At 71.7% G+C, this 11,887-nt stretch carries 11 protein-coding genes and 1 pseudogene; 5 read left to right on the top strand and 7 right to left on the bottom strand.

Annotated elements, in window-relative coordinates; translation table 11 throughout:
* Nucleotides 1–156: 156 nt before the first annotated feature.
* From GTR00_RS00365 to GTR00_RS00345, 5 genes and pseudogenes are all read left to right on the top strand, one after another.
* Nucleotides 157–1,488 (top strand): outer membrane protein assembly factor BamB family protein, encoded by a 1,332-nt coding sequence (locus GTR00_RS00365; protein WP_166609684.1) that lies wholly within the window; start codon nucleotides 157–159, stop codon nucleotides 1,486–1,488.
* Between the two features lie 54 nt (nucleotides 1,489–1,542).
* On the top strand, nucleotides 1,543–1,779 hold the full coding sequence (locus GTR00_RS00360; protein ID WP_166609683.1) for a hypothetical protein: 237 nt from the start codon (nucleotides 1,543–1,545) through the stop codon (nucleotides 1,777–1,779).
* A 98-nt stretch (nucleotides 1,780–1,877) separates the two neighbouring features.
* Nucleotides 1,878–3,404 (top strand): toll/interleukin-1 receptor domain-containing protein, encoded by a 1,527-nt coding sequence (locus GTR00_RS00355; protein WP_166609682.1) that lies wholly within the window; start codon nucleotides 1,878–1,880, stop codon nucleotides 3,402–3,404.
* A gap of 20 nt (nucleotides 3,405–3,424) precedes the next feature.
* Nucleotides 3,425–3,682 carry a hypothetical protein gene (locus tag GTR00_RS00350; RefSeq protein ID WP_166609681.1) on the top strand — a complete coding sequence of 86 codons (258 nt, stop codon included), beginning with the start codon at nucleotides 3,425–3,427 and terminating at the stop codon, nucleotides 3,680–3,682.
* A gap of 502 nt (nucleotides 3,683–4,184) precedes the next feature.
* Nucleotides 4,185–5,387 (top strand): annotated as a pseudogene (locus GTR00_RS00345) (IS110 family RNA-guided transposase); the annotation flags it as partial.
* Between the two features lie 238 nt (nucleotides 5,388–5,625).
* Here GTR00_RS00345 and GTR00_RS00340 read toward each other — a convergent pair.
* From GTR00_RS00340 to GTR00_RS00310, 7 genes are all read right to left on the bottom strand, one after another.
* A complete protein-coding gene (locus GTR00_RS00340; RefSeq protein ID WP_166609680.1) occupies nucleotides 5,626–6,504 on the bottom strand; it encodes an AraC family transcriptional regulator in 879 nt (292 codons plus the stop codon).
* A gap of 352 nt (nucleotides 6,505–6,856) precedes the next feature.
* Complete coding sequence (locus tag GTR00_RS00335; RefSeq protein ID WP_166609679.1) at nucleotides 6,857–7,243, bottom strand: hypothetical protein; 387 nt, start codon at nucleotides 7,241–7,243, stop codon at nucleotides 6,857–6,859.
* 145 nt (nucleotides 7,244–7,388) lie between these two features.
* A complete protein-coding gene (locus GTR00_RS00330; RefSeq protein ID WP_166609678.1) occupies nucleotides 7,389–7,754 on the bottom strand; it encodes a hypothetical protein in 366 nt (121 codons plus the stop codon).
* Between the two features lie 102 nt (nucleotides 7,755–7,856).
* Nucleotides 7,857–8,153, bottom strand: a complete 297-nt coding sequence (locus tag GTR00_RS00325) for an urea carboxylase-associated family protein (protein ID WP_166609677.1) — start codon at nucleotides 8,151–8,153, stop codon at nucleotides 7,857–7,859.
* Nucleotides 8,150–8,911, bottom strand: a complete 762-nt coding sequence (locus GTR00_RS00320; RefSeq protein ID WP_166609676.1) for a ParA family protein — start codon at nucleotides 8,909–8,911, stop codon at nucleotides 8,150–8,152. Before GTR00_RS00320 ends, GTR00_RS00325 begins: the two co-directional genes overlap by 4 nt.
* Nucleotides 8,908–10,410: a ParB/RepB/Spo0J family partition protein gene (locus GTR00_RS00315; RefSeq protein WP_166609675.1), complete on the bottom strand. Its 1,503-nt coding sequence runs from the start codon at nucleotides 10,408–10,410 to the stop codon at nucleotides 8,908–8,910. Before GTR00_RS00315 ends, GTR00_RS00320 begins: the two co-directional genes overlap by 4 nt.
* A 218-nt stretch (nucleotides 10,411–10,628) precedes the next feature.
* Entirely contained in the window at nucleotides 10,629–11,798 is a 1,170-nt protein-coding gene (locus GTR00_RS00310; RefSeq protein ID WP_166609674.1) for a coiled-coil domain-containing protein, read from the bottom strand.
* Nucleotides 11,799–11,887: the final 89 nt, after the last annotated feature.

Raw genomic sequence — 11,887 nt, 5'->3', positions numbered from 1 at the left:
CCGGCTGCACTCTCGGCTGGGCTACCGCCCACCGGCCGAGGCGGAGGCCGCCCACTACGCTGACCTCAACGCCTCCATCCCGGAGTCGTGCCCCACATGAAGACGGCATCAAAGCCGTGACGCTTCAGGACGCCGCGCCAGCCGATGCGCCGGTCGATGGCATTGGCCGCAGCAGCAGCTCTCACCCTGGCCGCGGCCGGCTGCTCCTCCTCCAGCGGGCAGCCTTCCGGCGCCCCCTCCCCCACCGGCGAGCCCACCGCTCAGCGGGCCTCCTTCGACCCGCCGGTGCGCTTCGACCCCGCCGGTGTCGCCCTGCCCGAGCAGGCGGCGGCCGGGAAAGTCTCCCTCGGCGGCCTGCTCATGGACGACCTGGCCTTGAGCGTGCAGGACCTCACCGGCTACCTGACCACCGAGGCCGGCTTGCAGATCGTGGACCTGGTCAGCGGGAAGGCCGGTGACCTGCACTCCCCCACCGCTCCCGTGGTGCCCGCCTCTTCCAATCCCAGCCCGCTGAGCGCGCCGGCGCTGGTGCGCACGGGCACCACTTCCCTGGCCGTGGCCGCCTTCGTCGTGACGCAGCCGGCGTCCGGGACCACCCCGGAGCACCGGGTCGTCGAGGTGCTCGCGGTGGACACCGCCACCGGTGAGCAGGCGTGGCAGGCCACGCTGGAGCTGCCGCAGTGGGCGCAGGAGGAGGCCGCCGCCGCGCCGGTGGTGAAGGTCCTGGCCGCCTCGAGCACCAGCAGCGCCGCCGGTGAGGTTGGTACGAGTGCCACCGAGGTCCCCGACGGCGAGGTGATCGTCACCGTCGACGGCGGCTTCAAGCAAGCGATCACCTGGGGCCTGATCCCTGAGGACGGACAGCAGCGCTGGCAGCACGAGGGGCTGCTGCAGGCCACCCGCATCGGCGACGTCGTCCTGGGCAACCAGGCCAACGACCAGGACAACGGCCTGCTGAGCGCGCTGAACGTCGCCGACGGGACACTGCGCTGGCAGGCGCCCGCCGGCACCAGCCTGGTCAGCGCCTCGGCCGTCAGCCCCACCCTGGCCGGGGTCAACGTCAACGACTACGCCTCCGGCGAGAACGTCTTCCAGGTGCTCAACGCCGGCACCGGCACGGTCACCGACACCATCCCCACCGGGCGCACCGGCATCACGCTGGCCTGCCACGACGACGGCGCCGGCACCGGGGTGTGCGGCACGAACGCCGGCGCCGCCGCCTCCGCTGTCATCGCCTACGACGGCTCCGCCGGCACCCGGCTGTGGAACCTGCCGCAGGACGGGTCCCCCCGGGTGGCACCGGCGCTGAGCACCGCCTGGCACGGCGCGGTGTACGGCACGACCACCAACGGACCCGTGGTGCTGGACGCCAAGACCGGCGCGGACCGGGAGGTCTCCCCCGGCGCCGCGCCCGTGCTCGTCAACGACCGGGTGGGCGTCGCGGTGGACAGCGAGGGCAGCGTCAGCGCCTACACCCCCATCGGCTGAGCATGGAGCAGCGGTCGAGTTGAGCGTCCAGCTGCTCGACGGGAAGCTGGCGGCATGACGCAGGCGGAGGCGGTGCGCTCCTGGTGGGCCGATGCGGACCAGGCCACCCGCAACCGCGCGCTGCGGCTGCGTGAGGACGACTTGCTGCCGGCGGACATGCAGCAGGGGCTGGCGATGGCCGGGGTGACCGTGGTGCCGATCGGCCGCTCCCCCGTCGACGGCGAGCCGGAGGGCTACGAGATCCCGCTGCTGCTGTGGCAGCTGCTGGAGGACGTCCGCAACGTCTTCTGAGCGTTCTGGTGGGTGGACTGGGGCATGCCCGTCCACTTGATCGTGCCTATGCGCGATGGCAGGTGCTGCCGTCACATGCAGCGACTACGGTCTTCAGCATGGCCGCTACAGCCGATGCTCCTCACGCTCTCATCTCCTATGTCGGCGAGAACATCGAAGCGGTCGAACGCCTGCACGGGCTCTTGGAGAAGGCCGGCATCCCGGTGTGGCGTGACCAGCGCAAGCTCAGGCCCGGGATGGACTGGAAGCAGGAGATCGTCACCGCGATCCGCTCTGGGGCCTTCGCCTTCCTGCCGTGCTTCTCCAAGGAGCTGAGCGAGCGGGACAAGACGGTCATGAACGAGGAGTTGACGATCGCGGTCGAGGAGTTCCGCAGCCGTGCGCCCGGCAAGCCATGGATGTTCCCGGTGCGCCTTGACGACACCCCCCTGCCGTACTGGGACCTGGGAGCAGGGCGGACGCTGGAGACGCTGCAGTACGTCGACCTCTTCGGCGACAACTACGCCGAAGAGGCAGTCAGGCTGGTCACGGCCGTACGAGCGGCAATGGGCCTCGACACGGCGGCCGCGGTCGACGTCACTCGGGCCGTCGTCGATGAGGCGAACGCAGAGCGCCGGCCCTCACTGCTACGTGATGCGACCAAGGAGCTGCTGCTCGACCCGGCCCGGCGCATCCAGCTTGACGACCTGGTGATGAGCGAGGCTCGCCGCGTCGTACAGGTGATCAACGACGAAGAGACGACCCGGTACACGGGAACGTCGGAACACCTGGCCGTGACGATCGCCGCCGCCCAGGTCGCTCAGCGGCTGTGGTCGGAGGTGGAGCCCTTCTGCTGGTCGTTGCAGGTGGCGGTGCGCTACATCTCGGATCCGTCGCAGCTTCGACCCTGGACGGCGGCCCTGCAGGCGATGACGGCAGGAGCCACCGTCATCCGAGGTGGGTACGAGACGATAGAAGGCACCCGGTACATCCCCGCCCTGGCAGCCACTTTCACCGGCGCCTTGGCGGCCGTGGCCCAGCAGAACTGGACCGCTTTCAAGGCGTTGACGCTGGAGACCACCGCCCACTCACCTTACGAGGTGACGTCTGCGCGGCCGGTGATCGAACTCGTCTCGCCGTACAAGCCCTTCCCCTCCCACCCCGACGACGTCGCACAACTCCTCGCCTACTCCGCCACCACTGGCGAGGACTTCGCCAGCATCGCCAGCACTCTGCGCAGGCCCGGCGGGCGACCTGGTCTTTACACTCCACCGGCCGACTGGCTCCACGCCGTCCTGCGGCCGATCTTCGAGGAGCAGTTCGTGGACGCCGAGAGCTACGCACGGGAGTTCGACCGGACCGAGGTAATGCTGGGGCTGGTCAGTCAGCAGGTCGCACACGAGCGTTACGCCAATGACCCAGAGCGGTCCTGGCTCAACCACTCCTCGTGGTTCGGGCGCTCGACGTGGCGGGGACGGCGCGCTCGCACGTCAGCGGTGGACGACATCGCCGCGGAGCTGGCGTCGCAGGGACAGTCGTGGGCGCCCTTGCGTGCCGGACTGTTCAACGGCAGCCAAGATGAGGCTGAGGCTGCGATCACTGCCTACGCTGAGCACTTCCAGAGGATGCGTGACTCCCGGTTCTAGCCGCGGGGAAGTCTGGGTAGGTGCCCATCGCTCACCTCATCGTCACGTTGCACGAGGACATCCTTGTGCTGACCACGAGCAGCGGGCGGGAGTTCACCCGCCTGCCCGTGGACGACGGGATGAACACCGCCGAGGCCCTAGAGCTCCTGGAGGCCGGGGCAGCGCCGCTGCGCCTGCTGTGGTCGCACGAGGAGTTGGACGACGCGCTGGAGCGCGGCGGCTTCACGCGCGTCAGCCCGTGGCGCTTCGGCCCGACAGCCGACGTCATAGCCGGCTGAGCGCGATCGTCGGCGGTGACGTGTGCATTGAGGTGGGGCGCCAAGCCGGTTCCGTGCTCATCGGGTCGGGTTCGGGTCGCTGCCCTTACCCACGTCGATGTGAGGCTGTGCACGGCCAGCGGACTCGGCAGGTGAGGTCGCGGCGTTGGTGAGCTGTTGGCGGTGTGCAGCCGGGCCGGTCGGGTCCCGCTGTCCACCTAATGGCGGGCTGAGGACGCGGTCGGACGCCTGCTGACCACCTGAGCTTGACTCCTACCCTCAGACCGCGCGGCGGCCGCGTCCTCACCTGAGGCGGTAGCGAAGATGGTCACGCGGGTCCACCCCACGTGAGCACTCCTCTCGCTGCCGTGAGCCACGAGCTCTGTCCTCAGCCGCAGGACTTACGCGGGTCCGCCGGAGACCGGACTGCTGATCAGATGCCGAGCCTCGAGCTCTTCCATTAGGGCGCGGTGCGTCTCCTGCTCAGACCCGCACGCCACGACCGACAAGCCGAGGAGCACGCGTGCAGATCACCTGCGGGATCGACTGGGCCAGCGACCACCACGACGTCGCCCTCCTCGACCAGGACGGCACCTTGGTCGCCAAGAGACGAGTCAACGACGACGCCCAGGGCTACCAACAACTGCTCGACCTCCTCGCCGACGCCGGCGACAACCCCCAGGCCCCGATCCCGGTAGCCATCGAGACTCCCCGAGGACTGTTCGTGGCGTGCCTGCGCGCCAGCGGCCGCCCCGTGCACGCCATCAACCCACTGTCGGCTTCGCGCTACCGGGAGCGGCGCCGGGTCACCCGAGCCAAGTCCGACCACGCCGACGCGGTGATGCTGGCCAACATCTTGCGCACCGACGCCCACGAGCACCCACCCTTGCCCGCCGACACCGAGCAGGCCCGTGCCATCACCGTGCTGGCCCGCGCCCAGCAAGATGCCGTCTGGCGGCGAACCAACCTGGTCAACGAGCTGCGCAGCCACCTGCACCAGTACTACCCCGCCGCTCTGGAGGCCTTCACCGGCCGCGACGAGGGCCTGCACCACGTCGATGCTCTGGGCCTACTCGCCGCAGCCCCTGGCCCCCGAGCCGCAGCGCGCCTGACCCACGCCCGGATCGTCGCGGCGCTGCGTCGCGGTGGGAGGGTCCGCTACGTCGAGCACCGCGCCCGCCAGCTGCACGAGATCCTGCGCCGCGAGCACCTGCACCAGCCACCCCTGATCGAGGAGGCGATGGCCCACCAGACCAAGGCCCTACTCGCTCAGCTCCGCGTCGCCTGCGACGCAGCCCGCGACCTGGAGCAAGCCACCGTGAACGCCTTCGACGCCCACCCCGATGCGGGGATCTACCGCAGCCTGCCTGGCGTGGGCGATCTCATCGGACCGCGCCTGCTCGCCGAGATCGGTGACGACCGCACCCGCTTCGCCGACGCCCGTGCACTCAAGGCCTACGCCGGCTCCTCTCCGGTCACCATCGCCAGCGGCAAGACCCACCGCGTCCGCCACCGCAAGGTCAAGAACCGACGCCTCAACGCCGTCGGCTACCCCTGGGCCATGGCCGCCATCCACACCCCAGGACCCCGCGCTCACTACGACCGCCGCCGCACCACAGGCGACCTGCACACCGCTGCCCTGCGCAACACCTACAACCGGCTCCTGGGCTGCCTGCATCACTGCCTACGAACGGGCAGCGCCTACGACGACGCCCTGGCCTTCAGCAGCGGCACGCCCGTCGTCGGCGACCAAGGCGCCGTCGACGCCTCAGCGAGCCAGCTCGAGCCGCAAGTACCTCGTGCTCCCGGCCCGTCCGGTGCGCTCCTTCGGTTACCGCACAGCGCCGGGGTGTAGTCAGGGCGAGCAGCGCCCACCAGCCATGATCGGCTCACCGCCGCCGCCCTGACTTCACGGTCACGGACGTTGCGGTCATGTCGATCTGCGCGCGGTCGCCCGACCCCGATCACGCCGGTTCCACCGGCAACCACAACTCGGTCGTCGCGGTGCTGAAATCCTCGTTGCGATCGAGCACCGCGACGATCTCCGACCCGGGCCGCAGGCGCCAGGGGTTGGAGGGGAACCACTCCGTGGCGGTGGCGGCCCAGGTCTGCTGCAACGTCGCCGGGTGGGGCCCGCCGCTGCGGAAGACCGCCCACGTCCCGGCGGGCACCTCGATGCCGTCGAGCCCCTCGGGAACCGGTGTCCCCGGGTGCACGGCCACGCCGTGCAGGTAGGTCAGCTCGCTGCCCTCGCCGCGGTCGGGGTCCAGGTCGTCGCTGACGGCGAGCAGGCCGGCCGGTTCGCTCTGGCTCAGCGCCTTCAGCCGCTGGTGCTGCGCGGCCGGGATGGCGGCGACGTGCTCGGCGATGTGCGGGTTGACGCCGCAGTGGACCAGGGGCACGCGTGCTGCGTGGCCCACGAGGCGGAAGGCCGGGCGGTTCAGGATGCGGACGTCCATCGGGGTGTTCCCTTTCACGCTCAGGTGGAACCTCAGGTGCGGTTGGGCGCGCAGCGGGCCGCCGTCGCGGCGCGCTGCGCTGGGAGCGGTGCCGTGCACCGCCTGGAAGGCGCGGGCGAACGCTTCGCTGGAGCCGTACCCGTGGCGCACGGCGATGCTGAGCAGGTCCTTCTCGCCGCGGACGACGTCGGCGGCGGCCACGGTCATCCGCCGGCGGCGCACGTACTCCGACAGCGGCATGCCGGCCAGTGAGGAGAACATCCGGCGCAGGTGGTGCTCAGTGCTCCCCAGCGTCGCGGCCCACCCGGCCACGTCGATCTCCCCGGTCGAGTCGGTGAGGTGCTCCTCGATCAGGTCGATGAGCCGGTTCAGTGCTGCGATCACCAGGCCTCCTCCCAGCGTCCACTCTGACGGCGAGCCGGCCCTGCCCACCCGACAGTTGCGGTCAGATGCGATCAGGTGCAGCCGGGCGGGTCGGCTGCCACCGTCCGGGCCTGAGCACCGGCGCACCGGTGTCCGAACGTGGCGCCAGCCTCAGGCTCATCTGCGGTCGATGCCGGAAGTGGACGCGGTGGACGGGCGGTCGACCTCCCCGCTGATGTCTGAAGGATCCATACCGACGACGTCCATCCCCCATGCTCCCAGCGGCCAGGAGCAGACACATCCGGTCATCCCGCAATCCGCGTGGCCGTTCGGGGGACGCCAGCTGCGAGCACCCACACCGCGGAGGCACAGGTCACCGTTCAGAGACCTCGAAGTCGTGCCGTTCGCGGAAGGCTCGAGAGTCGTTCTCACCCATCCAGTGCACCGTCCATTCCTCACCGACGAACATGAAGACGCCCCGGTCGAAGTCATCGAGAGTCGATGCCAAGTCATCACCAGAGCTGAGGAAGTCGCTGGTCAGCTCACCGCCCTCCAACCAAAAGCCCTGCAGGAGGTAGTGCGGCGTAGACCACCGTCGCCACCACAGGTGCCCACCCGTGCAGGTCCAGCCGGTATCGACGCGGCAGTACAGCACCGCCCGGCGGCCATCAGCGTGCTGAAGATGCGCCCCCCGGTCACGGCACGCCTCGACTCGCTCATCGCGCGGAGGGCTCTCCTGCATGGGTGGCTTCCAAGACATCTTCGAATCTTGTCAGGGAACCTCCCGGTCATCCCGCGGTGCGCGCTGTCGCCCGGTGGACCGCACGTTGCGCCTCAGACCGATCAGATGTCTGTGGGCGGGACGAGCAGCGAAGCGGTGGGAGCTCGTGCCGTCCCCAGGTTGGTCAGGGGGCGCCCCACGCCTCCTCGCCGTCCTCGTCGTGGTCGTCCTGGGCAGTCGTCGGCTTTGAGTCCTCCGCGCCGGTGGGCCGGCGCACGAGGTCGCCGAGGTCGCGGCTGACATCAGCGACGGGTACCCACACGCGGTACATCCGCCCCTGAGACTGCACCGCAGGATCTGGGTGCGGGAAGAAGCAGTCCACCGCCCGGGGCGTCCACGCCGACGCCCAGCCAAGCACGTCACCGACGTAGCCGTCCTTGAAGCGGGCCGTGATGCGAACCTCGATGCGCTCCTCGGGCACGGTGACGTCGGGCCCCCGGTCCTCCCACGGCGCGCTGCCCGAGTAGACGATGCGCGGGTCGACAGACACTCGAACAAGTGTACGATCATTGCCGCAGCTGGTCGGGCTGGTGTGGGGAAGCTCCAGTCCGACCAGCTGTCCATGCCCTGCTACGGCAGTGATTCCGCGGAATCACTGCCGGCCCGGTGGAAGTGGTCGCCGGGGTTCCAAGGGCCACGGGCGACCGTCGTTGTAGTGGCCCTCCAGCTCAGTGCAGTGCCGCTCCAGAGCGTCCTCGACGAGCTGAGCGAGGCTGTAGTCGCGGCCGGTGGCCAGCCGCATCCCGCGGACGCTGGCGCGGGCGCGGTCCTGCACGCTGCGGCGCACCTGGGTGGAGAACCTCTCCCGCCGATCCGGTGCAGCGTCCGGGACGTTGAGCGCAGCACCGGCCTCGCCCGGCACGCCCGAGACGTCGGGGGTGGAGCTCACGGCAGCAGCCCGGCGGCGTGCAGGTGCGCCACGACGGCCCGGTAGTCCTCGGTGACCGCGTCGCGGGGGGCGTGCAGCGGCAGCGGGCGCTGGTGGGCGTACGCCTCGGGGATGCGCACCGAGCGGCGCACGGGCGGGGTGACCAGCTCGCCGTAGGTCTCGCGCAGCAGCTGCAGCGCCTCGGTGTACGCGGCGCCGGAGGTGGCCGGCGGCACGATGCACGGGATGACCGCGCCCAGGCGCAGCTTGGGCACGTACGCCGCGCGCACCTCCTCGATGGTCGACTCCATCTTGGGCAGCCCGGCCAGCTCCTTGATGGTGGGCTGGGCCACGGTGACCACGGCATCGGAGGCGACGAGGGCGTTGACGGTCAGCACGCTCAGCGCGCCGGGGCAGTCGATGATCGTCACGTCCGCCGGGGTGGGCAGGGACTCCAGCGCCAGGCGCAGGCGCTGCTCGGCGCCCAGCGCCCGGGCCAGCTCGACGACGTCGCCGTCCAGGCGGTCGTTGGCCGGCAGCAGCCGCAGGTTCTCGACCTCGGTGTCCACGATGGCGTCGGCGGCCGCGGCGCGCTTGAGCAGCACGTCGCCGGTGGTGAGCTCGGGCTCGTCCACGCCCAGCCAGGTGCTGGCGTTGGCCTGGGCGTCGGAGTCGACGAGCAGGACGCTGTGCCCGGCTTCGGCCAGCAGCGCGGCCAGGCTGACCGCGGAGGTGGTCTTGCCGGCGGAGCCTGCCTGGTTGGCGAGGGTGAGGATCATGCGTTCGTTCCTTCCAGGGTCTCCTGCTCGGCGGTGATCTGCGGTGCGGCCCACAGGCCCGTCTGCTGCAGGCGGGCGGCTTCGGCGGGAGTGGGTACCCAGCCGACGCGGGAGAGCTGTTCGGCGAGGTGGACGTCGGCGGCCTCCCACGTACGGCCGGGCTGCGCGGCGTTCAGGTTGAGGGAGGCGATGGCCAGCGTCCACGCCAGGCGGGGCTGTTCGCTGGCGGGCACGGTGGCCCGCCACGCCTGCGCGTCGGCTTCCGGGGCGCCGAGGAGGTCCCCGATCCACTCGTGGGCGCAGGTGAGGACGTCGGCGGTGGGGACCATGCCCTGCACCACCGCCGCGCTGAGGTCCGCCAGCTGGCGGGCTGTCGAGGGGGCGGTGCGGGTCAGGCGGGCGCAGGCCGCGGCGCGCCGGCGCACGGCGTCGTCGCTGTCGTCCGGGCTGCTGACCGAGCTGTCGACCTGGCCGGCGTCCTGCGCGCCGTGCGAGCTGTCATCGCCGGCCTGGCGCAGGGGTGCCGGCTGAGCGGTCGTGTGCCGCGGTGCGGTGCGGGCAGCAGGTGCCCCGCTCCCCCGCTGCTCCTCGTCGCCCTGCTGCCCGTGCTGCGCTTCCTCGGCGTCGGCGGTCGCCGCGGCCCGATCCCCACGCGGGTGGGTGGCGCTCTCGCGCTGCTGGGCGATGTGCCCGACGACGGTGCTCATCGGCCAGTTGCGCTGCTGCGCCAGCAGAAAGGCGGCGTCGCGGTCCTGCGCCGGGGCGTCGGCCAGCACGAGGGCGTCGCCGATGGCCAGCTCACCGCTGCGCAGCGCGTCCTGCAGGTGCGCCGGCAGCTTCAGCAGCCGCAGCCGCTTGCTGACGTGCGCCTGGCTGACGCCGTTCTCGGTGGCGATGGTCCGCTGGCTGAGTCCCAGGTCGACGAGCACGGAGAAGGCGCGGGCCTCTTCGAGGGGTGCCAGCTGCTGCCGGTGGACGTTCTCGGCCAGGAAGATGCGGGTGGCGCTGCGCTTGTCGGCGAGGTCGGCGCGGGTCAGGGCGGGCACGGTGGGCAGGCCCGCCTCGAGCGCGGCGGCGCGGCGGCGGTGGCCGGCCAGGACGACCCAGGGCTTCTCCCCCACGTGCTCGGCGTGGTGCGGGTGGGCGGCCAGGTGCTCCTCGCGGGGCACGACGATGAGTGGCTGCAGGACTCCGAGCTCGCGCATGGAGGAGACCAGGCCGTCGAGGTCGCTCAGCGCCTCGCGGGGGTTGTCCGGGTGCTCGGCGATCTGACGCGGGTCCAGGGCGAGGACCTCGGCGCCCGCTCGGGAGCCCTGGCGCTGCAGGGCCGCCACGATGCTGCCGCCGGCGCCTTCGCGCGGTGCGAGCAGCGGCGTGGTGGCCGACGGCTGCTGCGCGGTGGTCGCAGTCGAGGCGGTGGAGGTGGCTGCGGTGGTCGGCCGGGCGATCTTGCGGACCGCCGCTCCCCCACCGATGCCGCGGTTCTTCGGTGGCGTCATCGCTGGCCTCCCTGTCGGCTCGTCAATGTAGGTAATGCCGACATTAGGGAGTGAGGGCGCTGTGACAGTGGCGCCACGCCGAGGGGCGCGCAGCGCCGTGGTGATTCCGTGGAATCACCACGGCTGTTCGCCGCTGCTCCGTCGTCGCTGCCCGCTGACCACTCCCCCGTCGCGGCCGCCCGCCCTCCCTGTCTGCCCCGGCGAGTGATTCCGCGGAATCACTCGCCGCGCTCCTCCGGTGCTTGGCGTCCCTTGCTGCCCGTGCCGCGCCGGCCCGTCGGCTCGGCGCGCAGCCGCTCGACCTCGGCGCGCAGCCGCCCGACCTCGGTGTCCAGCACCTCTCGCACGTCCTTGACGCGCTGCTCGGCGGCCTCGCGCTCCCGCTGGACGTCCTGTCGTGCTCCGTCGCGTTCAGCGGTGGCCACGGCGAGGCTGGTGCGCAGCTGCGCCGCCTCGTCGCGGAAGCGCTGCTCACGCTCATGTGCCTGCTCGGCCTGCGCGTGCGCGGCCTCGGCGGCGGCCTCTGCGCGGGCGGCGGCGGCCTGTGCGTTCCGCTGCGCTTCCTCGGCGCTCCGGTGGGCCTCCTCGGCCTGCTGCCGGCGCTGCTCGGCGGCCTGGATGCGCTGCTCGGCGGCGGCGCCCACCTGCTCCAACTCGCGCTGGTGGGTCTGCTGCAGCTGCTCCTGCTGCTCCGCGGCGGCGGCCAAGACCTGCTCGTGCTGATGGGTCAGCTCGTCCAGCTGGGCGCGTGCCTGCTCGGCGGCCTGCTCCAGCGCGGTGCGGTGAGCCTGCTCCTGCTCCTCCAGGGCCGCCTTGGCCTCGCGCAGCTCGTCCTGGGTGGCCTGCATCGTCTGCTGCCACTGCGCGGAGTGCTCCTCGTAGCGGGCCAGGGCGTCCTCGGCGGCGGCGTCGGCCTGCTCGCGGTCGGCCACGGCTGCCCGGGCGGCCTGCTCCGCGCGGGCGGCGCGGGCGGAGGCTGCGGCGACCTGGCCGGCGGCTTCGCTGGTGACCGCCTCGATCTGCGCGGCCGCGGCCTCGGGGTCGGCCAGGACCCGCAGCTCGTCGAGCAGGGCGCTGAGCTGGGTGACCAGGTGCTCGCCGACCTCGGCGACCTGTCCGCGTAGAGCTGCGGCGCGGGTGGCGGCGGAGTCCACGGGGCGGGAGTCCTCGGCCGGGGGAGCGCCTGCGGTGGCGGCGTTCAGGCGCCGCCGCTCACGGAAGGCCGTCGCAGCGGTGTGCTCGGGGTCGGTGCAGTAGGCGGGGGGCTGCCCGGTGGCGGAGATCGGGGCAGCCGCCGGCTGCTCGCAGCCGGGGAAGCGGCAGGTGCGACGGGGCGCGCCCGTCGGCTGCGGGGTGGGGGAGCCGGGCCGAGGAGCGTTCTCCATCATTCCATTATCATAACTGTAATCGAATGATGATGGAACTATCAGCGTGGAGAGAGGTAGCTGTTCGCGGCGCGCGGTCGTGGCGTTGGGAT

Origin of the sequence: Kineococcus indalonis (assembly GCF_009906395.1) — a bacterium.
Lineage (GTDB): Bacteria > Actinomycetota > Actinomycetes > Actinomycetales > Kineococcaceae > Kineococcus > Kineococcus indalonis.
This window is presented reverse-complemented; position numbering and strand designations above follow the sequence as displayed.